General features: G+C 59.5%; 15 protein-coding genes. 1 reads left to right on the forward strand and 14 read right to left on the reverse strand.

The genetic code is table 11. The features are described from left to right. The first annotated feature begins 64 nt into the window (after positions 1-64). On the forward strand, positions 65-1,606 hold the full coding sequence (locus IPJ76_06465; GenBank protein ID QQR87863.1) for an acyl-CoA carboxylase subunit beta: 1,542 nt from the start codon (positions 65-67) through the stop codon (positions 1,604-1,606). Here the strand turns inward: IPJ76_06465 and IPJ76_06470 are convergent. The 14 genes from IPJ76_06470 to IPJ76_06535 form a co-directional block, all read right to left on the reverse strand. Then, the gene (locus tag IPJ76_06470; protein ID QQR87864.1) at positions 1,601-2,989 is read right to left on the reverse strand and encodes a hypothetical protein; all 1,389 of its coding nucleotides are present in this window, start codon (positions 2,987-2,989) and stop codon (positions 1,601-1,603) included. The two genes, IPJ76_06465 and IPJ76_06470, sit on opposite strands and share 6 nt — an antisense overlap. Then, entirely contained in the window at positions 2,986-4,521 is a 1,536-nt protein-coding gene (locus IPJ76_06475) for a hypothetical protein (protein ID QQR87865.1), read from the reverse strand. The genes IPJ76_06470 and IPJ76_06475 overlap by 4 nt, the downstream gene beginning before the upstream one ends. 125 nt (positions 4,522-4,646) lie before the next feature. Next, positions 4,647-6,779 (reverse strand): M3 family metallopeptidase, encoded by a 2,133-nt coding sequence (locus IPJ76_06480; GenBank protein QQR87866.1) that lies wholly within the window; start codon positions 6,777-6,779, stop codon positions 4,647-4,649. An 89-nt stretch (positions 6,780-6,868) separates the two neighbouring features. Continuing rightward, entirely contained in the window at positions 6,869-7,801 is a 933-nt protein-coding gene (locus IPJ76_06485) for a T9SS type A sorting domain-containing protein (protein ID QQR87867.1), read from the reverse strand. 78 nt (positions 7,802-7,879) lie between these two features. Continuing rightward, positions 7,880-10,834, reverse strand: a complete 2,955-nt coding sequence (locus IPJ76_06490) for a fibronectin type III domain-containing protein (GenBank protein QQR87868.1) — start codon at positions 10,832-10,834, stop codon at positions 7,880-7,882. A gap of 102 nt (positions 10,835-10,936) precedes the next feature. Further along, positions 10,937-11,647 (reverse strand): prolyl oligopeptidase family serine peptidase, encoded by a 711-nt coding sequence (locus tag IPJ76_06495; protein QQR87869.1) that lies wholly within the window; start codon positions 11,645-11,647, stop codon positions 10,937-10,939. A gap of 23 nt (positions 11,648-11,670) precedes the next feature. After that, positions 11,671-12,567: an IS3 family transposase gene (locus IPJ76_06500; GenBank protein QQR87870.1), complete on the reverse strand. Its 897-nt coding sequence runs from the start codon at positions 12,565-12,567 to the stop codon at positions 11,671-11,673. Positions 12,568-12,590: 23 nt separating this feature from the next. Then, positions 12,591-12,857 carry a transposase gene (locus tag IPJ76_06505; protein ID QQR87871.1) on the reverse strand — a complete coding sequence of 89 codons (267 nt, stop codon included), beginning with the start codon at positions 12,855-12,857 and terminating at the stop codon, positions 12,591-12,593. A gap of 42 nt (positions 12,858-12,899) precedes the next feature. Further along, positions 12,900-13,994: a T9SS type A sorting domain-containing protein gene (locus tag IPJ76_06510; protein ID QQR87872.1), complete on the reverse strand. Its 1,095-nt coding sequence runs from the start codon at positions 13,992-13,994 to the stop codon at positions 12,900-12,902. Positions 13,995-14,462: 468 nt separating this feature from the next. Continuing rightward, positions 14,463-14,927 (reverse strand): T9SS type A sorting domain-containing protein, encoded by a 465-nt coding sequence (locus tag IPJ76_06515; GenBank protein ID QQR87873.1) that lies wholly within the window; start codon positions 14,925-14,927, stop codon positions 14,463-14,465. A gap of 1,122 nt (positions 14,928-16,049) precedes the next feature. After that, on the reverse strand, positions 16,050-17,588 hold the full coding sequence (locus IPJ76_06520; GenBank protein QQR87874.1) for a T9SS type A sorting domain-containing protein: 1,539 nt from the start codon (positions 17,586-17,588) through the stop codon (positions 16,050-16,052). Between the two features lie 6 nt (positions 17,589-17,594). Then, positions 17,595-20,015 carry a T9SS type A sorting domain-containing protein gene (locus IPJ76_06525; GenBank protein ID QQR87875.1) on the reverse strand — a complete coding sequence of 807 codons (2,421 nt, stop codon included), beginning with the start codon at positions 20,013-20,015 and terminating at the stop codon, positions 17,595-17,597. Positions 20,016-20,149: 134 nt separating this feature from the next. Next, a complete protein-coding gene (locus IPJ76_06530) occupies positions 20,150-21,211 on the reverse strand; it encodes a T9SS type A sorting domain-containing protein (GenBank protein ID QQR87876.1) in 1,062 nt (353 codons plus the stop codon). Positions 21,212-21,672: 461 nt separating this feature from the next. Next, positions 21,673-24,006, reverse strand: a complete 2,334-nt coding sequence (locus IPJ76_06535) for a T9SS type A sorting domain-containing protein (protein QQR87877.1) — start codon at positions 24,004-24,006, stop codon at positions 21,673-21,675. Positions 24,007-26,000: the final 1,994 nt, after the last annotated feature.

Genomic DNA, 26,000 nt, shown 5'->3' on the forward strand with positions numbered 1-26,000 from the left:
AACGTCCCGGGCGCTTCCACGGTGGCCGGGGCCGGGTACATTCGCCGACCAACAACACTGGTCCATGAAGGAGTGGTTCGACGCCTTGGAGAAAAAGCAGCAAAAAGCGCTGGAAGGCGGCGGGCCGGACCGCATTGCCGCGCAGCACAAGAAGGGCAAGCTCACCGCGCGCGAGCGCGTCAACTTGCTGTTGGATGAAGGCAGCTTCCAGGAGATCGGCCAACTGGTCACGCACCGCAGTACCAACTTCGGCCTGGATGAGCAGGTGTTCCTCGGCGATGGTGTGGTGACCGGTTTCGGCACCGTGGAAGGGCGACTGGTCTATGTCTTCAGCCAGGACTTCACAGTGCTCGGGGGCTCATTGGCCGAAGCGCATGCGCAGAAGATCGGCCGCATCATGGACCTGGCCATGCAGAACGGCGCGCCTGTCATCGGCATGAACGACAGCGGCGGCGCGCGCATCCAGGAAGGCGTGGTGAGCCTCGGTGGCTACGCGGACATCTTTTATCGGAACGTGCGCAGCAGCGGGGTGATCCCGCAGATCAGCGCCATCATGGGCCCGTGCGCCGGCGGTGCGGTCTACTCCCCCGCCCTCACCGATTTCGTGATGATGGTGGAAGGCACGAGCTACATGTTCGTCACCGGTCCGAACGTGGTGAAGACCGTGACCCATGAGGAGGTGACGGCCGAAGAACTCGGTGGTGCCTCCACGCACGCCAGCAAGAGCGGCGTGGCTCACTTCACCGCCAGCAACGAGCTCGATGCGATACGGCAGCTGCGCCAGTTGATCGGCTACGTGCCCAGCAACTGCGAGGAAGAACCGCCCGTGCTGCCTTACACCGTTGGCGACGAGTCGCGGCCGGAGCTCGACACCATCATCCCCGACAACCCCAACCAGCCCTACGACATCCGGCAGGTGATGAACGCCGTCATCGACCCGGACAGCAGCATGGAGGTGCATTCGGAGTATGCGCGCAACATGGTGATCGGTTTCGCGCGGGTGGAAGGCCGCACCGTAGGTTGCGTGGCCAACCAGCCGGCCGTGCTCGCCGGTGTGCTCGACATCGATGCGAGCATCAAAGCCGCACGCTTCGTGCGCTTCTGCGATGCCTTCAACATCCCGCTCATCGTGTTCGTTGACGTGCCCGGCTTCCTGCCCGGCACCGACCAGGAGTGGCGCGGCATCATCGACCACGGCGCCAAATTGCTCTACGCGTTCAGCGAAGCCACGGTACCGCGCATCACCATCATCACGCGCAAGGCTTACGGCGGTGCGTACGACGTGATGAACAGCAAGCACATCGGTTGCGACATGAACTATGCATGGCCCAGTGCAGAGATCGCCGTGATGGGCGCGAAGGGTGCCGCCGAGATCATCTTCAAGAACGAGATCAGCAAGGCGGCCGACAAAGAGGCCAAATGGAAGGAGAAGGAAGCCGAGTACAAGGAGCAGTTCGCGAACCCTTACGAGGCCGCCGCACGCGGATACGTCGATGAGGTGATCCGCCCCAGCGAGACGCGCATCAAGGTGATCAACGCCCTGCGCATGCTGCGCAACAAAGTGGACAAGCTGCCACGGAAGAAGCACGGGAACATCCCGCTATAGGCCCGCTTCCTCATAGCGGCGCTTCTCCTCTTCGGTGAGGTCGTGCCAGAAGTGCACGCCCCATACGATGCGGTACCGGTCCCATGTCATGTCGCTGTAGTGGATGAGCATGCGGTAATACTGCCGCGTCTGGAACTGGTTGAGCGTTACGCCTGAATAGATGATGAGCACCATGAGGATGCTCGACCATTTGTACTTCCGCGACAAGTCGGCAAGCAGGGCCGTCGGGAGCGCCAACAAGGCCAGAAGCGGTATGGTGGCCCGGCTGCCAAAGCCACCGCCATAGAACCACATCCACCAACAGAAGATCACGTAGCTCATCAGAACGATGGTCACCAATGCCGCAATGGCATAGGCCCGATGGGCCGACTTGGACAGCATTGCGAAGAGGCCAACGAACCCGAGCATGATCAAGGGCGAATACACGAACCAGCCTTTGCGGATGCTGAACCAGCCTTCCCACAAGTGCGGTTCGGTGAGATGGATCTGTTCACCACCGTAAGAGTTGTAGAAGAACTGTCCAGTGGTGTACTTCCAATAGAGCAACTGTGGGAGCACGAAGAGAAAAGCGGACAATGCTGCGACAACCAAGTGCCTAGGATGCGCGCCGACCTGCGACCATTTTGCGCGCCACGCACCGTGCGGAAAACAGTTCCATAGGATCGGGACGAGGATGACCATACCATCGATCGGGCGCGCCAGCACCACCCAGCCGAGCGCCGCGCCCAGTACGATCGCCGTACCCATACGAGCGGACCGGTGCCAGCTATCGGTTGCGTAGAGGATGATGCAGAACAGCGCGAACAAGGGCGGATGGCTCATACCCGCATCCAAGGTGGTGTAACACCATAGATTGGTGCCGAAGGCGACCACCACCAATGCGGCAGCGGTCGCGATGTCGCTGCAGGACCGCAACAGGAAGCGCCGCAGCACGAGCATCCCTGCAACGACCCATGCAATGGTGGTGAGGCACCATGCCAAGGCGTACGGCCAGGAATAGCCGTCCGCGGGAATTGAAGTGTCTGACAGCAACAGAACTGCATGCGCGATCAGGAAACCCGGCAGCTCGAAGAGCGCCGTGCCGCCAGTGTACTTGCTCGACCATTTTCCCGTCTCCTCCTCGAAGCCGATGGAGTAGTTCATCATGGCGCCAGAATGCCCAAGCGAGGAGTCCAACCGGGCCACGTAGGACAGGTCGCCGACATCGCCGTGGATGATGGCTGCTGGCAGGTAGTGATGGTACGCTTCAATGTCCCAAGCCCACATGCGGCCATCACGCCAGCGGCCGTAGTAGTCAGCCTCGTGCCAGGCCTCCCAACCGAACAGCAGGCAGACGATCAGGCTCAGCGGAGCCGCTTTGAACCAGTGCCACTGTCCGTTCATTGCTCGCGCAAGGTGAACACCGCCAAGGAACCGATGGCATCAACGTGTACAAGCCTGTAGTGACGGGACAGCTCCGAAAGCAGTTGTTGGTCTTCCTGCGCTCGCGACAAGTCGCCATGCACGACCACATGATCAGGCAAAGAACCACCATCGGTGCGGCACTGCACGCCATAGGATGGCCGCTCACCAACACAGCGCGTCCATCGCTCCTCATCCTTCCAGCGCAGCGGGAACCAGCCCAGTCGTGCCTCGTAGTTCTCCATGATGAACAAGGGGCGCTCGGTGCCGAGGTAGTTGCTCAGGTGCCCTTCGTTCCAGTCCGAGGAGAGGTTCACCGGCTGCACGGTGGCATGATCGTCGAGGAAGTGCGGAGCGTTGTGCATGGCCGTGGCCTGCACATCGAGACGCATGCGGGTGTGCAGAAGCTGCTCGGTCGTTAGCGCCAGTTGAACCAGCCCGGCACCGCACGCAAGCAACACACTGTACCTCCGCACCGGCACTGCTGTCGTCAACCATGCACTGAACACGATGAAGAACAGGTAACAATACCGATCGCTCATCATGCCAGCGTGCGCCGTGTCCGGGGTTAAGAGATAGAGCGTGAGCAACAGTAGCAAGGGCGGCAACAGCACGTGCGACCATTGCGTGCGTTCGCGCCGGGTGAAAGCAAGTGAAACAAGCAGGGCTGCCAGCACGGCGACGAAGAGCAACGCAATTTGTCCCTCTTCTTCATAGCGTGTCCATTGCAGTGGGCGCGCTGTCCAGAGCCACTCGATCAGTTCAGTGAGCGGTCTGGTACCATCGGCTGCGGGGAGGTCCGTGCCCGAGCTGAACCAGGCGAAGCACACAAGTCCCGGCAGGAAGACGAGCAGCAGAGCGGACACCTGCTTCAATAGCATGGACCAGCGCCCGGTCGAGGAATTGCGCATGTTCCAAAACAGCGCGCAACCAAGCGTGAACCCCGCCAGCCCAAAAGCCAGCACGTTGCTGAAGTAGAGCAAGGTGCCCAATGCAGCGAGGACAAAGAGCCGTTGTGTGCGCTGGTCCTCCAACCACTTCAGTCCTTCCGCCACCGCGAAGAACCACAAGGCCACGCCCGTCGAGAAGTTGAAAAAGCCCATGTTGAACAAGCAGCCATGGATGAGCGGGAAGACCAGCAGCGACAGTGGTTCATTGCCGGGAGCCACCGTGCGCATGAGCCTCCTGAAGCCGATGGCCATACCGGCGATGTAGATGAGCACCAGCGTCTTTTCCGCGAGCCAACCCGGCAATACGGTCAGCAGCCCGGCGAGCAGCGCATGGTCCAGCCAGTTCGGCACAGGCAATGGATGCAGCGCGAACCAAGCGCGCACCGCTTCATCACCGAGCAAATAGCACTTGAGGAGCTGCGCGTTGTACAAATGCGCGGGTCCATCCAGCGTCGGGTAGAAGTGCGTGCAGAACGGCAGCACCATGTTCACCAGCAGGAAGGCACGGAACACCCACGGGCTTGCCAGCACGGCGGTTGCTCGACTTCCGAAGGACGCGGACATGGCGCCGTGAAGATGCAAGAAGAGATGGTCGTGTTGACCTCACGCGGAGACGCGGGGCAACGCGGGGAAATCCACCGCGACCTCCGCGTCTCCGCGTGAGGTCATTTCAGGAAGAGGTCTTCTCCTTAGTTCAAACCCCGCCGTTCCAGCAGCGGCTCCACCACCGCATCGCGGCCGCGGAAGTCACGGAAGAGCTGGCCGCTGTCCTTACTGCCGCCTTGCGAAAGCACGGTGCTACGGAAGTGCATGCCGTTGGCGCGCGTGAAGCCACCGTTCTCTGCGAACCAGGTGCATCCATCGGCATCGAGCACTTCGCTCCACATGTAGGCGTAGTAGTTGGCGCTGTAGCCACCGCCCCAGATGTGGCTGAAGTAGTTCGTCTTGTAGCGCGGCGGCACGTGCGCGTTCAGCAGGCCGTACTTCTCCAGGGCTTTGCGCTCGAAGGCATCCACATCGGTCACCAATGGAGCATCGGCGCCGAGCATGTGCCACTCGATATCGAGCAGTGCGGCGGCCAGGTACTCGCTGGTCATGTAGCCTTGGTTGAAGGTCTTGGCCTTCTGCATGCGCTCGATCAGTTCTGCGGGCATGGGTTCGCCGGTCTTGTAGTGCTTCGCGTAGTTGGCCAGGATCTTCGGGTCGGTGGCCGGGGCCTCGTTGATCTGGCTCGGGAACTCCACGAAGTCGGTGCTGGTGGCAGTGCCCGCGAAGAGCGGGTATTCCTGGCGGCTGAGCAACCCGTGCAGCGCGTGGCCGAACTCGTGGAAGAGCGTGGTCACATCGTCGAAGCTCAGCAAGCAAGGTTGCCCGGCGGCGGGCTTCACGTAGTTGCAGTTCTGGGTGATGACGGGTTGCTGGCCGAGCAGTCCGCACTGGTCCAGGAAGCTGTCCATCCACGCGCCGCCCTGCTTGTTGTCGCGCGCGTAGTAGTCGCCGTAGAAGAGGCCGATCACCGTGCCGCCGGTGTCGATGACGTCGAACACGCGCACATCGGGGTGGTAAACCGGCAGGTCGTTGCGCTCCTTGAAGGTGAGGCCGTACATCTGCTCGGCCGCGTAGAACACGCCGTCCTTCAGCACCGTCTCGAAGTTGAGGTAGGGCTTCAGCGCTGCTTCGTCCAGGTCGAACTCCGCCTTGCGCACTTGCTCGCTATAGTAGTCCCAGTCCCAAGGCTCCAGTTTGAAACCACCCTTCTGTTTGTCGATAAGCGCCTGCAGCTTGGCCGCTTCGTCCTTGGCGTTGCGCGCGGCGGCAGGGGCAAGTCGCGCGAGCAACTTCAGTGCTTCAGTGGGCGACTTCGCCATCTGGTCGTCCATCACGTAGCTGGCCCAGTTGGGGAAGCCGAGCAGCTTCGCCTTCTGCGCGCGCAGCTGTGCAAGTCGCGCCGCAATGGGCCGGTTGTCGGCCTCGCCGCTGCCGTTGCGGGCCACGCTCGCTTCGAAGATGCGCTGGCGCAGTTCGCGGTCCTTCAAAGAGGCAAGCACCGGCTGCGTGGTGGTGTTGATGAGCTCGATGAGCCATTTGCCCTCGTGCCCCTTGGCCTTGGCGGCTTCAGCGGCGGCGGCAATGGCCTCTTCGTCCATGCCATCGAGCTGCTCCTTCTTGTCCACCACGATAGCAGAAGCGGAGCGCGCCTTCAGGATGTTGTCCTGGAACTTGGTGTTGAGGTTCGACTCCTCTTCGTTGAGCTTCATGAGCTCTTCTTTGCCTTTCGCATCGAGCAACGCACCGGCGCGCACGAAACGGGCGTAATAGCGCTCGACCAGTCGGGTTTGCTCTGGATCCAACCCGGCATTGGCGCGACCATCGTACACGGTTTTCACGCGATCGAAGAGCGCACCGTTGAGCGTGATGGCATCGCTGTGCGCGGTGAGCGCCGGAGCAAGCACGGCCTTGGCGGCCTGCAGACTATCGTTGGTAGCACTGCCCGTCAAGCCGAAGAAGATCTTTGTTGCGCGGGTAAGGTCCACGCCGGTCTTCTCCAAGGCCACGATGGTGTTCTCGAAGGTGGGTGCCTCCGCGTTCTTCACGATGGCGTCCACTTCCTCCAGTTGCTTCTTCATGCCCGCTTCGATGGCAGGGCGGTAGTCGCTGTCCTTCAATTTGTCGAACACGGGCGCTTGGAAAACAAGCGTGCTCTTCTGCGCGAGCGGGTTGGCGGTGGTGGTCACGTCAGTTGTGGTGGCTGGTTGTTCGCTGGTGCCGCACGCGGCAAGGGTAACAACGGCCAGGGCCAGGATGGCAGGTGTGGTTCGCATGATGATGAACAAGGGGCGGGAAAAGTAGGCGCCCAAAGCATCAGGCTTCGGCATGACATGCCGGAACGTGTGCCCAGTGCCGGAAGGGGCTACTGCTTGATGATGCGGTGTGCTGTAGTGCCGCACTGAACCACATAAGGACCACTTGGCAGATCCGAAAGATCAACGACCAAATTGCGATGGGCTTGAGAAATAGGCACGGGCACAACGCCCCCGATCGCATCAACAACGCGCACACTTTCAGTCCTTGGCGATGAGAGCACAATACTGACAATGCCATCCGTTGGGTTCGGCCAAGCAAGGCGAGGTTTTGCCGTGGATGCATTCTCTAGGCCCATGTACCACGGCGTACAAGTTCCAGCTGTAACACCCGGCCATGCATAGTGAACCCAAGTAGTATCCATGTGGCTCATGCAGTAGAGGTAGTGGTTGAAGTTCGAAACGTTGGAGGCAGAGTACGAGAACAAACCGGACCCACTTCCGACACCCTCCAGCCAAACTGAAACGTCACCAAACCCGATCGCATCTAGATAGATCCGCCGTCTGTAAGGATAGTCGGGCTCGGTGTCCATCTGGTTGACCACGGCCGTTTTTAGGTGTGGTGGTCCGAAACCAGGGTCCCCCGTGCATAATCCCTGATCAACGTAAATGTCCGTGATCGTATCCCCTACGGCAACACCGAAGTCGTACAGCAGGAACTCCTGGGTCGAGTCAGCGGGCAGAAAGAACACGGCTCCCGAGTCCTGCCGTATGCCCCCGATGTATCCCCCGGAACAATGCTCAATAACCGAGTAGCTCTCCCCATTGTGCAGCGTATCACTTCCATCCATGCAAAAGTTCGAGGTGCTCTGCACCTCGAACACAGGCCATGGCGGCGGAAGTATCATGTACTCGTATGCCTGCACCCACATGGCTCCACTATCGGGGAACGGGATGTTGATCTGTGCGTCGGTGCGCATCGCCAGAACCGAACACAACAATGTGCTAACGAAACCGAGCGAACTGGTCTTTGTCGCTTTCATGGTTCTCAACTCATCACTGAGACCAAGTATCGGGCACAAAGGCTGCCCACACCGTTCCACCCAACTCGACTTCCGCCGCTACGGCAACTGCTCCACCCGCACGTTCGTGGGTACTGTCCCACCGATGTTCACCAGGATCGGATCGCGATCGTTCTCTGTGCCGGTGTACTTCACGGTGCCGTCCATGCTGTGGTCGAAGGCGTAGTAACCGCTCACCGTATTGGTGGGCAGCGTTCCGCCCACGGTGGTGAGCACGGGATCGCGGTCGTTGGCAGTGCCGGTGTACTTGATGTCGTTGTTGGCCGTACCGTTACCCATCCAAAGTGCCATCACCGCTCCGACGGTTTTGCGCGCATCGGTGCCATAGGTGGCGGTGCCGCTCAGGGTGAAGTTGATGGAGGTGGCGGATGCGCTCAGCAGTGGCGCAGTGGATGTCATCACGCCCAAGTGGTTGCGGTGGCGCACGGCCACGAAGTAGTTGCCGCCCGGCACGCAGAAACCCAACGCCGAAGTGCCGTCAAGGTCCACCACATCGCCGTCGCGCTGCACCAGGGCCGCGCGGCGGCTCACCACCGTTGCATTGTTGCCCGAGCTGCGCAGTTCGATCGCCACCCAATCGACAATGGCGTTGTTGCCGGTGATGTCGAGCACACCGGCGGCGATGGCATTCGGACCGGTCACGGCCAACCCCATCGCGGTGTACGGCTCCGTGAGCGGGAGGAAGCCGCGCGTGCGCAGCGAATCGGTCATCAAACCGTTCCCGGTTTTGTAAGGCCCTTCGAGGTACACCTTCAACGCGACCACTGCATTCGAAGGATCCACGCACGGGGATGCCGTCGTGGTGAACTCGAACGGCTGGCCGTACTGGGTTTGTCCGCCGGGCTGCGTGCAATTGGCCTTCATGCGGAAATGGTACTGCGTGTTGGCGGTGAGCCCACTTAGCGCATAGCTGTTGCCGGTGACCCCGGCGATGGTGGTCCATGTGCTGCCCGAAACCAGCTTCCAATCCAGGTCGAAGGATGCAGCCGCGATCTGTGCGTCCCAACCGAGCATGGCGCTCCAAGAGGTGACGGACGTTGCGTTGAGACCCGTCACGGTGCCGCATGCCGGAGCGCTCACGCTTGCCGAAAGGTTGTAGCACTGGAAGGAACTGAAGGCTCCGTTCCAGCCCACCACGCGCACCACGTAACTGCCAGCCGTCGCGCTGTAGCTCACGAACTCACTGCTGGTGCCTCCGTTGGTACCCGACGCTAGCACCGTGCCGCCGCTGTTCAGCAGATAGAGGTCATAGTCACCCGCCAGATTGCTAAGGAAAAGGTTGATGGTGCCGGGCGAAGCGATGCTGAAGGAGTAATGGTCCTGATCCGTGCTGTTGGCAATGAGCGCGCTGATGTTGGCCGGCAGGGTGATGGCCGCAGCCGTGCCGATGGTGTTGTTCGGCTCCAACGCATCGGGGCAGGGCACCGGCGTGGTGAAGTTGGTGCTGGCCGAGAACGCCGACGAGGGACCGCCGCAGTTGCTCAGGACCTGGAACTCGTAGTTGGTGCCTTGTGTCAATCCACTGATCGCGTAGCTGTTGGTGGCTACTCCCGTGACGGTGTTCCACACGGGTGCACCTACCTGGCGCCAACGCACATCGTAGCTGGCCACGCCGAGGCTGGCCCAGTTCAAGGTGCCCGTGGTCAACGTGAGGTTGCTGGCAAAGCGGTTGCCCGGCGAGTCGCACGTGGTGCCGCACGCCGCCAGGCAGGCCGCGGCATTGATGTTGTCGCGCATGCGCTGTGCGGGCTGCGGACCGAAACCCAGGTTGAGGTTGATGCCGGTGGCGAGCAAGTGGCAATAGCTCATGATGGTGCCGCCGGTGCCCACAGGAGGAACAGCCGCCGCCGCGCAACTGCCGCTGTTGTACCCCGCCGCCGGACCGCAACCGTCGATGCGGGTGTTGTCGCCGTTCCACACGCAGTCGTGGGTGTGGTTGCTGCCCAGGTTGTGGCCCTGCTCGTGGCTCACCACCATCACGCTCCAACTGTAGGTGGGCACGTTGTTGAAGCTGGCGTCGATACCGCTGTACGCCATGCGCAAGCTGGTGCTGCTGCACAACGTGGTGAGCCACGCCACACCGCCGTAGTTGGCGTAGTCGAGCAGGTGCGCCATGTCGCCATTGAAGCTGGTGCGCGTGGTGCCGAACTGGCTGAGGCGCGCTCCGCTGCTGGTGCCGTTGTACGGGCTCGGCACGTCCCACACGAACACCTCCTGCAGCTGAACGTCCATGCCGTCGTTGTCGTAGAGGATGGCGCTCTGGTTGAACAGGCCGGTCACGTAGTTCGTGGCGTTGATCACACTCCCCTTGTCCAGGAAGATGTCGTGTGCCGCTTCCCAGTACCACTTCACGCAGCGGATGGTCTTGGCAGCGCCGGCACCGGGCAACGGCCGATGCTCCTGGTGGCCGGGGGGCTCCAGAACGGTGCATCCTGTGTTGGGCGTGCCGAACAGGTCCTTCGCGTTGTAGAACACGTGAAAACCTTGCGGTGCATCGTCGAACTTCCCGATCACCCGCTCGCCGTCGGCATCCATCAACAGGCCCATCACTTCACCCTCGAACACGCTGATGGCGGCGATGCTGCCCTGCGCGCCGCGGACAACCCCGCGGTAGTGCAGGCCGCGCTGCAGTTCCACAGCACTGCCGGTGCTCGCTACCCGCACCGTGAAATCGTCCGTGACGGCATCTGCTTGTTGAAGGTCGATGACGATCGTGCCTTGCGAAGTGGGAAGCGTGAACGAGATGTGCTCCGGGCGTAATGCGAGCAACGAGGAAGTTGCCGCAGCATCCAAGCGCAACACATCTGCACGGCTGCACGCCTTGTTCCACAGTGCACTGTTCTCGCGTGTTGCGGCTTCCAATGCAAAGAGCTGCACCGGGGTGAAGCGGGTGCCCGAGGCACGCAGGTCATCGATGCGCGCGCCAACGCGACCGTGCTGGGCAGCAAGTTGGAGACCGAGAAGTGCAGCGAGGAAGAGCAGTAGTGTTCTCATGGGGAAAGGAGGCGGATATGGATACAGTGTCAGTTCGAGCGCAGTCGAGAACGGCGACGGAAAATAGAGGGTTGATCAACGGCGGGCCATTGGCACCGTGCCTCATTCGACCAAACCCCACTCCTTGGCCAGCACGTAGGTGCTGTGGAAGTCGAGATCGCGGCTTACCCACGAACGTTTGCCGCCGTGGCGTGTGCCCTTGCCGGGGTCGATGGGCAGTTGATGGCCAAGGCCCTGCACCTTATAGAACACCACCACCACACCACCGTCCGATGCGTGGTACTCACTCCGTCGAACGGCCGTGTTTCCTTGGTACGGTTCTTCAACACGATCCGGGACGCTGTCGGTGTTGGCGACGGCGGTCCATTGTGCCACCAGCGCTTGGCCGTGGCCCATGTCCACAACGCCATCGTTGGTGCCGTGCACCACGATCACCGGCGGGTAGGGCTTGGTGCGTTGCGGGTGCAGAGCGGTGACCAACCGGCCCCACTGCGCGGGCTCAAGGATCTGCGGGTTGCGGATGACCCGGCGCGCGTGCAACGTGTTGTTCGCGGCGCGGTAAGGTGCTCCAGCGAAGATGCCCACGCCCGCGAAGAGATCGGGCTCGCACGCTGTGAGCGCAGCGGCCAACGCGCCACCGCTGCTAACGCCATAGAGGAACACGCGCGCAGGATCGATGGGATAGTGAGCGAGCGCATGGCGCACCATGCTGGCCACGGAACCCACCTCGCCCTCGCCGGGTTTGATGTCCTGCTCGCGGAACCAGTTGAAGCACCGCAGCGAGTTGTTGATGGTGCGCTGTTGTACGTACACCACATAGTGTAAGCACCCCCATTTTAGGCGCAGCGGTTTGTAAAGGTACTTTTGAGTGTGGTGGTGTTGTGGATGTCCTGTTGAACTGTGGGGAAGTCCGCGCGTGAGCCTGTGTAGTGGGCAGGGAGTTGTCCACATTTCAACAGGAACGCACGGGGCGATAAGCGCAGCAACGACCTGTGCGGGCGCTGGTTGTTATAGCGCCACATCCACTCTTGCGTGATGGTGCGTACTTGGTCCAGGCGTTCGAAGATCCACGCATTGAGCACTTCGGTCCGGTACGTTTTGTTGAAGCGCTCGACCAAGCCGTTCTGCATGGGCATGCCCGGCTGGATGTAGGTGAAGGCGATCCCGTTGGATGTGGCCCATTCCTGCATGGCGTGTGCGATGAACTCCGGGCCATTGTCCATGCGAAGGCGTTCGGGCTTACCACGCCAGGCGATCAGCTGGTCCAGCTCACGGATCACGCGTGCAGCAGGCAGAGAGGTGTCGACCGCTATGCACAAGGCTTCCCGGTTGAAGTCATCGATCACGTTGAAAGTGCGGTACTTGCGACCGGTCACCAGCGCATCGCTCATGAAGTCCATGCTCCAAGTGATGTTCGGGCCGATGGGCAGCACGATCGGGTCCTTCACCCGCTCGGGCACCCGGCGCTTCGTACGCCTGCGCAAGTGCAGGTCCGCCTCCTTGTAGAGCCTGTGCACCCGCTTGTGGTTGGCCCCGGTCCCCTCAGTGACCATCTGGTCGAAGGTCAGACCGAACCCCCATGTGGGGTTCTGATCCACCACTCGCATCATGTGCTCGATCACTTCCGCATCGTTCTTCTCCTTGGGCGCATAGCGATACACGCTCGCACTCAAGTTCAACAGCTTGCAGGCCCGGCGTTCGCTGTACTGGCGCTGTTCGACCAGTCGGCGCACGACCTCTCGTTTGTCGTCCGGGCCTACAACTTTCCCTCGATGATCTCCTTGAGCACCTGGCGGTCCATCTGGGCCTCGGTGTACATCTTCTCAAGGCGCGCATACTTGGCCTTCAGCTCCTTGAACTCCTTGAGCTGGTTGGCGTCCAGGCCGCTGTACTTGGCCTTCCACTGGTAGAACGTCGGCTGGCTCACGCCATGTTCCCGGCACACGTCCGAGACCTTCTTGCCTGCCTCATGCTCGCGCAGCATCGCAATGATCTGCGTCTCGGTGAATCTGCTCTTTCTCATCCTGATCAAGTTTAGGTGGTTCTACTTCCACCTGCACCTGTTTCAGGGGGTGCTTACAGTTGCATTGGCCAAGTGCACATGGTAGAGCCCGGCATTGAGCCGCGACGTGTCCAGCACATTGTTGCCTTGCGCGGCGCTCTGCTCGAACACCAACTGCCCTTGGGCATTGGACACCACCAAGCGCAAGGCGCCGGTGGCAAGTGCCTCAGGTAGCGCCACGTGCACTGTAGCGGTTGTGCCGTGCGCAACGGGGTTGGGCCATGCCACGAGTGCCCCTTGCAAATTGGTCGCATGACTTTGCACACCGGTAATGAGATGGCACCCAGGTTCTATGCAGCCCATGCTGTCCACCTTCACTACCCAAACGTCTTGGGTAAGGCCCGGTGGGTTGTTGCCGCTGGCGCTACCGAGCGCCGTGCCGCATGCAGCGAACCCACCATCGCTCGTTGGTATCACATCGTAGAACAGACCAGTGCCATCGGTCATCAAACTGTCGTAGTACACATAGTGTCGCATCCAGATGCTATCGCCTTGGCTGGTAGTGCGTAGCAAGGTGCCATCAGCGAAATTGTTCGGGTAGCTCACCCCCGCTGCGATCAAATCCCCGCCCGGAGTGATCTCCTTCACGCTAACGAAGCGAGCCAAGTAGGACGGCTCGTCGTAGATCTTGTCCCATAGGACTGCTCCACTGCTATCGACTTTAACCAGTTGCGGCCAATGGTTCGAGAACACCCCATTGGGCCTACCGCTCCCATACACGATACAACCATCGGCCATGGTGGTCAACTCCGCACGCGCGCGATCGTTGAGCGGCGTGCCATAGGTATTGGCCCATACAATGTCGCCCACGCTATCCACACGCACTACCCACGGCTCGTAAGAATTGCTGCCCAAGCCGATCACTCCGCCCATGTAGTATCCACCACCCGGCGCTAGGTCCACCGTGGTAACGAAGTCGGTCCATTGCGGACCACCGTAGGTCTGCACCCATTGCACGTTGGCCAAGCTGTCCAGCTTCAACAGAAAGACATCAAGGGTGCCGTTGCCGGTGTAGGTGCCGCCGACAACGATGTAGCCGCCGTCCAGGGTGCACTTCAGTTCATTGCCGATCCAGTTGCCTGGGAAGTTGTACTCCAAGAAATTCAAAGGTTCGCCGACATCATTGAACCAATAGAGTGCGACCCTACTAACACTGTCCACACTGTACGTGCTCCCCCCTATCACTATTCGGCCGTCCGGTAGGACATCGGAGGTGTTTCCAGAGCCTGGATAAGTGGCACGATACACAGCATGATGGTGGTCAACACTCAATAACGCACCATCTTGGGCTAGGCGAAACAACTTGGCTGAGGAACTATAGTACAAGGAATCAACGAAGGCCCCCGCGCTAACTACCAACAGCTCCCCATTAGAATTCTCTTCAATAGCAAAACCCGTTTGCTCCCAACCACTGCTGAGGGTGTCATAGCGGGAATTGAATCCCTGCGCGGTTGCACGGGAGCAAAGGCTCCCGTGCAACACGCATACAAGGCTCAGCAGAAAAACAGTGCGCATCGGCGATCACTCAACGGCAGTGAAGGTAGCGGTAGCACCTCCCGTGCCCGCTCACTCCACCACCACCTTGCACCCCGCCAACCACGCGGTAGCATTGGCCAAGTGCACATGGTAGAGCCCGGCATTGAGCCGCGACGTGTCCAGCACATTGTTGCCTTGCACGGCGCCCTGCTCCAACACCAACTGCCCTTGGGCATTGGACACTGCCAAACGCAACGTGCTGGTGGCAAGTGCCTCCGGTAGCGCCACGTGCACTGTAGCGGTTGTGCCGTGCGCAACGGGGTTGGGCCAGGCCACCAATGCGCCCTGCAAGTTGGTCACATGACTTTGCACACCGGTAATGAGATGGCACCCAGGTTCTATGCAGCCCATGCTGTCCACTTTCACTACCCAGATGTCCTGGGTGTAACCAGGCGGGTTATTGCCACTCGCGCTGCCGAAGACGGACCCGACTGCAACAAAGCCATTGTCAAGGGTCGGAATAACATCATTGAAGGCACCAGTGCCGTCCGACAACAAACTATCATAGTACACATAATGCCTCATCCACAAACTGTCCCCCGAACTGTTCGTCCGACACAGAATGGCATCCATAGTATTCGTCAGATAGCTATATCCGCAAGCAACGAGGTCCCCATATGGCGCAACCTCCTTGACCATGCTGAAGTGCGCTCCGTAAGACTCTTGATCGTATGACCTGCTCCAGAGCACGTTGCCAGCACTATCCAATTTCGCCAAATGTGCCCTATGGTTCTGGAAAGTGCCCGTGGCAAGGCCGGTTCCATACACAACGTTTCCGTCGCTTGTCGTAAGAAAGGCGGCATCAAATAAATCCGCATGCGGTCCTCCAACCTGTGCCTCCCAAAGAATGCTGCCCATGCTATCACAACGCGCGAGCCACGGGGTATAATTCAGCGAGCTAATCACCTGCTGCCCACCGAGGTAGTACCCTGAGTTCGGCGCAAGGTCAACAGTCAAGACGTAGTCATTGTACTGCGCGCTGCCGTAGGATTCATACCACAACATATTACCAACACTATCAGTCTTTAGCAGGAACCCATCTAACGGACCATTGAGCGCGTGATCTCCCACGACTACAAAGCCACCACCATGTGCTCGTTTCAACTGCCGACCGATCATGTTAGAAAGCTGAGCAGGCTGCACACTGCTCAACGGAGATCCATCCGCATCCATAAAGAACAACGTCACGCGCTTAACATTGTTCGTGTCGGACGACGATCCCACGGTGCAATACTGCCCATTCGTCATTGAAACGATCGCGTTGCACCACCCAACGTACGTGGCAACATAGGGGACAGCGAATAATCCGCTGTTCACTGGAGTTCCTGAACTAGTGAGTTTCAACGACAAGGCACGTGAAGGATAGAAAACCGAGTTGATGGTGTCCATCCAGTTTCCGTTCCCCACGACCAACAAATCGCCATTTGAGTTTTGACACACCCCCCATGCGATTTGACCAAACCCCGGATCGGTATCATACCGGCGATTAAAGCCCTGCGCTGCTGCACGGGAGCAAATGCTCCCGTGCAACACGCATGCAAGGCTCAGTAGAAAAACAGCGCGCATCGGCTATCACTCAACGGCAGTGAAGGTAGCGGTAGCACCTCCCGTGCCCGCTCACTCCACCACCACCTTGCAGGCAGCCAACCACGTGGTTGCATTGGCCAAGTGCACATGGTAGAGCCCGGCACTTAGCCGCGACGTGTCCAGCACATTGTTGCCTTGCACGGCGCTCTGCTCCAACACCAACTGCCCTTGGGCATTGGACACTGCCAAACGCAACGTGCTGGTGGCAAGTGCCTCCGGTAGCGCCACGTGCACTGTAGCGGTTGTGCCGTGCGCAACGGGGTTTGGCCAGGCCACCAATGCGCCCTGCAAGTTGGTCACATGACTTTGCACGCCAGTAATGAGATGGCACCCGGGTTCTATACAACCCAGGCTGTCCACCTTCACTACCCACACATCCTGTGTGAGGCCCGGCGGGTTGTTGCCGCTGGCGCTGCCATAGGCTGCCCCGCAGGCGGCAAACCCTCCATCGCTTGTTGGTATCACATCATAGAATCGGCCCGTTCCATCGGTCATCAGGCTGTCGTAATACACATAGTGGCGCATCCAAATGCTATCGCCTTGTGCGGTGGTGCGCAACATGATACCATCCACGGTATTGGTGATATGGCTTTCGCCTGCTGCGATCAAGTCTCCCCCCGGAGTGATCTCCTTTACGCTCACGAGGAAGGAGAGGTAAGATGGCACATCGTAGATCTTGTCCCAGAGGATCGTGCCTGTGCTATCCACTTTTACCAGCTGCGGCCAATGGTTGGAGAAGACCCCATTGGGTCTGCCGCTGCCATAAACAAAGCGACCATCAGCCAGTGCGGTCAGGTCGGCCCGCCCACGGTCGTTCAGTGGGGAGCCAGTCGTATCGGACCAGATAGTGCCGCCCATGCTATCCAAGCGCAGGATCCAAGGCTCATACGAGTTGTTGCCCAGGCCGACCACACCACCCATGTAGTACCCCCCGCCCGGCGCCAAGTCAACGGTGGCCGCAAAGTCGTTCCACTGGGATCCGCCATAGGTCTGCACCCATTGCACGTTGGCCGCGCTGTCCAGCTTCAACAGAAAGACATCAAGGGTACCGTTGCCGGTGTAGGTGCCGCCGACAACTATGTACCCGCCGTCCGGGGTGCATTTCAATTCATTGCCGATCCAATCGCCAGGAAACGTATGTTCAACATAGGTCAATGCTGCACCCCACTGGTCGAACCAATACACAGCGACCCTTGCAACCGTATCTGCATTTAATGTGCTACCGCCAATTGCTATTCGTCCATCGGGAAGAACATCGGATGTGTTCCCGGATCCGGGATAGGCCGCCCCGGTCGGCACATGGTTCCGGTCTGCACTAAGCAAGGTGCCATCTGCCGCAAGGCGAACGATTTGAACTGTTGAGCTTGCATAAAGAGAATCCACCCTTGGCCCGGCACTGATGACCAAGAGCTCACCTTGGGCGTTCTCTTCAATGGCAAAACCCACTTGCTCCCATCCCGCAGTGATCGTATCATACCGTGCATTGAACCCTTGAGCGGTTGCACGGGTCCACCATGCGGCGGGCCCGTGCAACACACATACAAGGCTCAGCAACTGTAAGCTGCGCATGGGCGTTCACTCAACGGCAGTGAAGTTAAGGCCGTGGATACGCACACCGCCAGCATACAGGACAACATTATAGAGGCCCGGCACAATCGCAGCGCGCGGCAGATCCATCACCCCGCTACTCCGCCCGGTCGTCCTGCTCCACACAAGTCGGCCAATGGCATCGGTCACTACCACCTCGGCATCCTCCACGCCTTCGGGCAGGTTGTAAGTGATGAAGGCTTCACCACGCGTGGGGTTCGGATAGACACCCAGCATGGAGAGTGGTGCAACGGCTTCGTCAGCACTGCTCGGCTGCTCCGGTGCGCGGCTTTCGGTAGGCAGGATGATGTTCGCCTCGAAGGGTTCACCCAATGCCGCCAACCAGCCCTTCGCCAGGCCAGCGCCCAGGTCGCTTGCCCCAGCGTAAGTCTGCAACTGAGCGAGCAATGCAGCATCCACATCGCTGGGTTCAAATCCAGCTTCGATGTGCGCGAGCCAGAGATCCTGTACATCCCACCATGTGGAGTGCGGCGCGGCCAATTGATCGTTGACCAGTGCCCGCGCACTGGTAACGTCGCTGTTCGCTGCATGCAAACGCACCAGTTCTTCGGCGCTGCCGGGCACAGGGTATTGCTGGTGCAGGGCAATGGCTTCAGCGAAAGTCACGGGCGGAGTTTCGTCGAAGGCCGAACCGCTGTATGCGAACACGGCCTTGCTCTGCTCGCCGAGCCAGTAACCCAGCTCGCTCTGATAGATGCTGTGCATGCTGATGCCGTCCTGCTCGTTGTTCACGAGCTGGCGGTAGTACGCGTTCAGGCCGCTTTGGTCCATCATGGCCAGCACTTCGGGCTCCAGGGGGCTGTTGGCAATGAGTGCTTGTGCCAGGTGCCAAGGGTTCATGGCCGGGTTGCGCTCGAAGACCAGGCCCCACACCTTGCTGCTCACCTTGGGTGCCACCAACATCAACTGGTTGCGCACGTCGTAGCTGCTGTGCGCGCCGTTCTGCACGTAGTCTTCCAAGCCATCCGTGTTTCCGCCATCGGTCCAGTCCTCGTACACGGCTTTCAAGAGGGCATGTTCGCTTGCTGCGCTGGCCGCAGCGTTCGCCTGGTTGGTGGAGGTGGACATCATCATGTTCTGGCCACCTCCGCAACCATCGTTGTAGTCGGTGGTTGCGTTCTGGTTGATTGCATTGGTCAGCGGCGTGGTCAGGCATGTCGGAACAATGGTGTAGGTCGTGCTCAGCGGGTCGTGGTGCCAGTAGGCGAAGGTGTTGATGGGATTGGGCAGGCCGTCATTCCACATGTGCTGATCGCCAGTGCAACTGTTGGCGAACGTGTTGCCGGCCTGTAATTCGGGCAAGCCTGCTGTCCCTTGTTGCGGATCAACGGTAACGTCGCCACCGGTGAAGGCCATGTCGTAGGCGTTGGCGTACACACTGCTGAACCGGTTGCACTTGAACTTTAGGCCGGAACCGGGCGTGAGGTTGCTATTGTCGCCTTGTATCGTGACCCCTACGCTTTCGTTCGCAGTGCAGTTCACGCAGTTGAACTCATCGTACCAGTTGTTGTTGAACGTGTTGCTGGCAGCCCCTGTGTTCAAGAACGTGCTGCCCACGCATGCGTAATCGTAGTTGAGCCCTTCGGTCCAGAACGTATTGTTCTCGAAGAGTATGACCGGCGTTTCCTCCAGGAAGGTGCCATAGACGGGCCCGCCAAGCCCTTGGCCCACCATGTCGAGGTCGGGTTCTTTCCAATCGCATGCGGTGACATGGGCCGGGCTTGCGCCCACGATGCCCAAGCCATGGCCGCAGGCTGCGAAGTAGGCGCCGTTCACGCGCACTGTAAGGCCATTGGTGTTGGAGGCGAAGCAGCCCGAACGCAGGTGCGTGAACTGGGGCGATTCCCGCGTGAGGATATTGGCGGTGCCGTCCTGTGCGTTCCAGACGAGTTGTTTGTAGTAAGCGCTCATCCCGCTATTGTCCATGAGCTTCAGCGCTTGTGGTTGCAACGGGCTGTTGCTTAGCAAAGCCTGAGTGAGATGAAGCTGGCTCATAGCGGGGTTGCGGTCAAAGGCGGCCGTCCACACCTCCTCGCTCACCTTTGGTGCAACACTCTGCAACGCGCTACGAACCTGACTGCTGCTCTTGCTACCATCGTTCACGTAGCTGAGCAATGTGTATGTGTCGCCGTTGTCCTTCGTGGCATCGTAGGCGGCCTCGGCGTCCTGCTTCTCATCGTCGGCGCTTTGGGAGGCCATGCGTCGCTCTTCCTTGGTGTCGTCCTCGGACAAGCGTGTTGGACAGGCGGTCGACTTGTCCTGCCATGTCACGTTTACATCAATGTCGTCCAGCACAAGTGGCGTCCGGTACGCGGGGCTGAACCGATCAGTGCCGTTGAGGGTATGGCGGTTGTATGTGACTTGGTTGGTGCTCGGTTGGTCTTGCACGAACCAATCTTCTTCGGGTTCAGAGCCCGTGTGCCCCCCGCAGCGCCTCGGCTGTCGCACGGGCAGCCGCTCGGCTTTTCGCCGAGTGGCCATCGGTCTAAGGTCTCCGACCTGTCGTGCATCCCCATGTGCGTTCATTCCAAGATCAGTTTAGTGCCGCTCAGCCATGTTGTGCCACTGGCCAGATGCACATAGTACAACCCGCCGCTCAACGCAGACAAGTCGAGCGTGTTGGCGCCGTCTTGTGCTGCTTGTTCGAGCACCACTTGCCCTTGCGCGTTCACGAGCACCAACCGCAGCGCCTTGCCGCGCAGGCTTTGCGGCAGATCCACTTGCACGGTGGTTGAACCATTCGCGGGGTTCGGGAACACGCTCAGCGCATCGCTCAAGTTCGTCACCAACTCCTGCACACCAACGCCATCGCACCCCGGCATAATGCACCCCATGCTGTCCACCTTTACCACCCAAGTGTCTTGGCTGTAGCCCGGTTGGTAGGGCGCACCGGCAGGGTTGTAGGCCGAGCCTGCTGCTATGAAGCCACCATCCGGGGTGGGCAGCACATCGTAGAAGCGGCCTTGGCCCGTGGTGATGAGGGTGTCCTGGTAGTAGTAGCTGCGCATCCAAAGGCTATCGCCTGCGCTGTTGGTGCGCAGCAGCAGCCCCTGTTGGTGGCCAGCGCTGGCGTAGCTAACGCCGCAGGCGATCAGATCGCCGTTGTAGCGCTCTTTGGCGGCGAAGAAGGTGGTGCCGTAAGCCGATGTGCCATACTCTGCTTCCCACATGATCGAGCCGTCAGCAGAGTCCAACTTCGCCATGTACGGTTGTGAGTCACCGAAGTCGAGGGCGTAGCCCCATGCACCGGCAATGAGCGCGTGTCCATTGGACAGAGTGGTGAGTTGCGCGTTCGATTCCTCGAAAGGCCCGCCCCACTGTACGGCCCATAACGTGTTGCCCAACGTGTCAATCCGTTGCACCCAGAATTGCGAATCGTCCACTCCAAGGAACTTCACCCCACCTAGCAAAAACCCATCTTCTGCTCTATCAACCGTGACCAGCCCATCGATCATGTTGTCACCATAGGTCTGCCTCCATTGCTCATTCCCCAGACTGTCGGTCTTCAACGCAAAGCCATCCACAAAACCGCTGGCATCGGTATCGCCCACTATGAGGAAGCCACCATCGGGGGTGCACTTCACTTGGCGGCCTATCCAGTATTCGTTCAGCCCCCCGTAGACACGCGTCCAGAGGGTGTCGCCAGTTGGTCCGAACCGGATCAGATGGATTTCATCCGTGCCGTCCGTTGCCTCACTCGCCCCCCCTGAGACAAAGCCACCACCAACCGCGGAATCGCAACAGTTCGACCACCCCGCGACTGAACTATGCTGATCGCGAAACGCGATGGCAGTTGCGTCAACGCCCCCATCTGGTTGTAGGAAAGTAAGGACTACGGAAGCATGGTAAAAGAAAGAGTCCGGACCAAGACTGTCCACTTGCTCGCTCGTGGTGAAGCAGACATAACCACTTGGGATTTGCTCCATATTCAAACCAGACTGCGCCATTCCTTGACCTAACGAGTCGTAGCGCCGGTTGAAGCCCTGGCCATGGGCCAGGGCTCCAACTAGTGCGCAGTGCGCTATGACAAGCAATCTGAACATCATCAGTGTTGAACCCCAAGTTTCAAAGCCGCAACCTGTTCATTCCCCATCCACACCTCAGCGAAGTACAAGCCGCTGGTCCATGAACTGGTTGTGAGATCAACCAATTGCTGGTCAGGACCCAAGATGGTCTCATGCATCACCCGGCCGCTCACATCCACAACCCGCAGTCTCCCTGCGTCATTGGTGTTTGGTAACCTCAAATCCAAAACGGTTCCCGAATTCGCCGGGTTCGGATAAGCGTTAACCGCAATCTCATCCGAACTTGACCATCCATGTGTGGTGTTGTTCTCGATTCTTGGCGCCCGATTCAGTGGTGGCAGAATGATGATCTCTGACAAGTCTTGGTGACCGAGCGCAAGAAGCCACGCCTGCGCATGAGCCGAGCCGATCAACGCACGTTGCGCAGCGGTGCTCTGCAGCCAGGCTATATCAGCAGCGGTGGGTACCGTCCACTCAGCATCGTCCAGACCAATGGCATACCGCTTGAGCACACCATAGACTTCAGGTGTCGGAGTTGACAGTTCCGTAGTCTGGGCCAACGTAAAAAGTGCCGCTTCGTCGGCCTTTGCGGCTAATACTCCCCCGATCGCAGCAGCGTTGTTCTCTGCGGATAGTCCCTCGTGCCAGGATTTTAGCGCGACAAGCGAAGCGCTCAAGTCCGTATCTGCAAGCCAAGAGAGGCGCCCCAGATCGGTGAGGGCTTGCGCTTTTGTGCTCGCGGCATAGGCGATGGCGCTCTCCAGCAGCGTAAGGATGTTCGCGGTGCCGTCCTGTGCATTCCAAACCAACTGCTGGTAGTAGGCTCCCAGACCGCTGTTGCTCATCAGCTTCAGCACCTCGCCTTGCAAGGGACTGTTGCTCAGCAAGGCTTGCGCCATGTGCAACTGGCTCATTGCCGGGGTGCGGGCAAAGGCAGCGGTCCATACTTCTTCGCTCACCTTGGGCGCCACGCTTTGCAAGGCATTGCGCACCTGGGTGCTGCTCTTGCTGCCGTCGCTCACATAAGCCAGTAACGAATAGGTATCGCCATCGTCCTTGGCGGCTTCGTAGGCATCTTCTGCATCTTGCTTCTCACCGTCGGCCGCAAGACTGGCAAGGCGCTTTTCTTCAGGGTCGTCGCCGTGCGACAAATCACTCGGACAAGCTAGTGCTTTCCCCGGCCAAGTAAACGGACTTGAGTTTGGCGTCAAGTTCCCAGAGTCGTGGTACACCGGCTCGGTGCGATCACCAGGGGTTGGTATGTGTTGGAAGTACTCCACGAAATTGGAAACATCCTCCACGAACCAATCCTCCTCAGTATCGAACGTGCCGTCGTGGGCCACGCTGAAGCGGTTGCCGGCGGGTTTGTCGTAGTCCGTTTGCAGTACCATCGGCTCCCCCTGTGCATTCTTCACGCTCACATCAGGCCCGGTAAGCCCCACATCGAAACTGTTCTTCACCACCTGTCCGTAGTCGTTGCACTTCACCTCCAAGCCTTCCAGGTAGTTGGTGTTGGCATCGGCGTTCACGCCTTCAATGATGCTGCCGGTGCTGTTGTCCACATCGAAGCCATCGAAGCTGTTGTTGTAGAAGCGGTTGCTGTAAGGCCCGCTGTCTTTGATGACCAGGCCCACCATGGGTTTGGTGGCGGTGTTGGTGGCCGTGAAGCTGTTCTCCTCTATTTCGTAGCCGGTGCACTGGTCGGAGTACACGCCGTAAGGCACGTTCTCCCAATCGCCCTGCTGCGGTTCGCCCACCAGGAAGGTGCTGCGCGTAATGGCTGCGTCCTGTATGCCCTCCATGCGCACGCCGTTGTAACAGAGGTGGAAGTCGCACTCATCCACAATGAAGGTGCGGCCGGGGTCGAAGCTGCTCACGTACATGGCTTGTGCCAGCCCTTCGAAGCGGCCTCGCTGGAAGTCGGCCGGTGGGCAGGGCGTGCCCACGGGTACAAGCACATCGCAATGGCCTTGAACACGCAGCGTGGTGTTGATGGCGGTGATGCCCGTGCCCGCGAATCGATCAGAGGTGACCATTTCGCCATCCACCTGGGCCGGGAAGGGCCCGTAGTTGATCATGGTGTTGCCCAGGAAGTTGACGCCGCGCACGCCCAAAAGGTAAGCATGCTCAATGGGGTAGCGCTGATTGTCCGTTAAGGTGGCACTGGTCTCGAACCGGCAACGGTGGAACCACGAGCGGTTGGGCCGCACGTTGGAGTTATCGCCGGGCTGGAAATTCTCGTAGGGACCCATGACCACGTTGCGCACGTTGTTGCTGAAGAGGACGTTGCTGGCGCGCACAACGCCGCCTCCGGCAAACTGGAGTTCGTGGGCCGGTATGGTTTCGCCGTCCACGAAGTGGGCTGTTGCAGGCCACGGCAGTGCGAGCGTTCTCCACGGTGCAGTTCGCCAAGGAGACATAGCCCTGCTGGGAGAAATTGCTTTCGTCCTGGCTGAACTTGGAGCCCATGTTCACAATGCCGTCCCACATACTGCCGGGGCATTGGTCCATGCTGGTGAGCAGGGCATCGCCTTCCACCACCAGCTTGCCGCCCACCTCCACATGGATGCGGGTGGGGTAGTTGAGCTTGCGGCTATCGGCGAAGCGGATCTTGGCGGCATCGGTGATGGTGAGCGTGGCACCGTTGGGCACCCGCACAATGCCGTGTATGTCCATATCCTGGTTCCAGCTTTCGCCTGCGGCGGCCACGGTGTAAGTATGGTCGGCAGCTGTGTACGTGCCGGGCATGTTGCCGTAGTCGATAAGGGAAACAGCGCGGCCCATACAGTCGCTGTGGAGCTTGGCCAAGTAGTAATCGTCGAAGTTGTGGCTGGTGTTGCCGCATACCACCAACCCTCCGTCCGGGGCTTCCACGACTTTGTACATGCACTCTTGCTTGCGCATATCATCGGGATAGCATCCGGCTTCGGTGGTCGGGTCGCTGTCAAAGTCTGTTTCCCACACCACTGCGCCGTTCAGCGTGTTGAGCTTTGCCACGTATGCATTCGTGTTCCAATAACTGAAGTGGTACTCGTCCGCCGCCCAAACTCCTGGCCCTTGGGAGAAGTTGGTCTCCAGGCAGGTGAAGGTGGTCGGCGACAAGTCATCTGAGTCGAAGCGGTCATCATCAGGACCGGAGCCGCCGGGAGCATGAACGAACGGTGCTGGCCACTTGGTGCATACCACCGAATAGGTGTTCCCGCCATCCGTGCTGCAGCCATCGGCTTGAAGGTCGTAGGCCCTCGCCTCGCCGAGGTCGCTGGACCATTGCAACGCTCCGGCGGTGCTCAGGGCATGCACTTTCAGTGATGCAATGCTCTTCCTTGCATAGATCGAATTGTAAGCGGACTCACTGTGCAGCAAGAAGTTCGAGACAACAGGCCAAAGGATGCGCCAAGTGCCACCCGAGTTCACATAGGTTACGCCAGTAGTGTTTTGTTGGCGCGCTGTCTCGTTTCCACCCTGCGACACGATTGGGTCATTCGGATCGCCCGTGTTGCGGTAGAAGTCCGGCTCATACCAATTCACTTGGGACAGATCGAGCTGCATAAGGATACAATGCGCTTTGTACTTGATGTCCAAATTGCCACCGGCTTCCGCATCGGACAGTACGTTGGTGTACAAACCACTGATGGCTACCTGCTGTGAGCCGGGCTTCGAATCCACCGCGTGGAACGCACCACCCCGCGAATCCGTGCCGCTGAACCATGCGGAGGGAACCATACCGTCCCAGGTGCTTTCACCAGAGCGATACGAGTGTTTGCGCAACACGTTGCCGTTTACATCCGTGTGCACCACAAAACCCCACTTGTCGCCGTTCGATTGCGGATGCTCGCTGTCACCGACCACAACGTACGTGGGTTGCCCCGCAATGGTCACCTCGCAGACATCCCAGAAAATGCTCTCCGTGCCCCAGCCGTCTTCTAAATCATCGAAGGCCGTGTAGAAATTGAGCCAAAGCAGGTCGCCTTGGGCATTGTATTTGGCCATATACGCCTTGTTGCCGAAGGAACCGTAATCCTCTATTGAGAACCCGGAGACGTCGATATCGCCTGAACCAGAGGGGTTGACGTAGGTGGGCACATCGTTCATGTCAGGCAAGGGCTCGTTGGTGCCAGCGTAGCCGACCACGACAACATTCCCCTGCGCGTCCTGAATGACGTTGTACAACCAGCGGGGCATGAGCGCCGTGTACCACAGTAGTTTTCCGTTGAGGTCGAATTTGGACAGCTACCGCGTTGACCTCCTTTAACCCTGTCGGTTGTGGTGAACTCAGTAGCCGATATATCGTCATCCATTCCAAGGACCGCAGCCCCCTGTTCCCCGGGCGCCCAGTTCGCCCAGAAGG

The organism is Flavobacteriales bacterium, assembly GCA_016699575.1.
Taxonomy (GTDB): Bacteria; Bacteroidota; Bacteroidia; order Flavobacteriales_F; family PHOS-HE28; genus PHOS-HE28.

What these genes read in the sequence shown, in the direction of transcription:
- IPJ76_06465 (QQR87863.1), top strand. Translation starts at nt 65, where the DNA reads ATGAAGGAGTGGTTCGACGCCTTGGAGAAAAAGCAGCAAAAAGCGCTG.
- IPJ76_06470 (QQR87864.1), bottom strand. Translation starts at nt 2,989, where the DNA reads ATGAACGGACAGTGGCACTGGTTCAAAGCGGCTCCGCTGAGCCTGATC.
- IPJ76_06475 (QQR87865.1), bottom strand. Translation starts at nt 4,521, where the DNA reads ATGTCCGCGTCCTTCGGAAGTCGAGCAACCGCCGTGCTGGCAAGCCCG.
- IPJ76_06480 (QQR87866.1), bottom strand. Translation starts at nt 6,779, where the DNA reads ATGCGAACCACACCTGCCATCCTGGCCCTGGCCGTTGTTACCCTTGCC.
- IPJ76_06485 (QQR87867.1), bottom strand. Translation starts at nt 7,801, where the DNA reads ATGAAAGCGACAAAGACCAGTTCGCTCGGTTTCGTTAGCACATTGTTG.
- IPJ76_06490 (QQR87868.1), bottom strand. Translation starts at nt 10,834, where the DNA reads ATGAGAACACTACTGCTCTTCCTCGCTGCACTTCTCGGTCTCCAACTT.
- IPJ76_06505 (QQR87871.1), bottom strand. Translation starts at nt 12,857, where the DNA reads ATGAGAAAGAGCAGATTCACCGAGACGCAGATCATTGCGATGCTGCGC.
- IPJ76_06520 (QQR87874.1), bottom strand. Translation starts at nt 17,588, where the DNA reads ATGCGCAGCTTACAGTTGCTGAGCCTTGTATGTGTGTTGCACGGGCCC.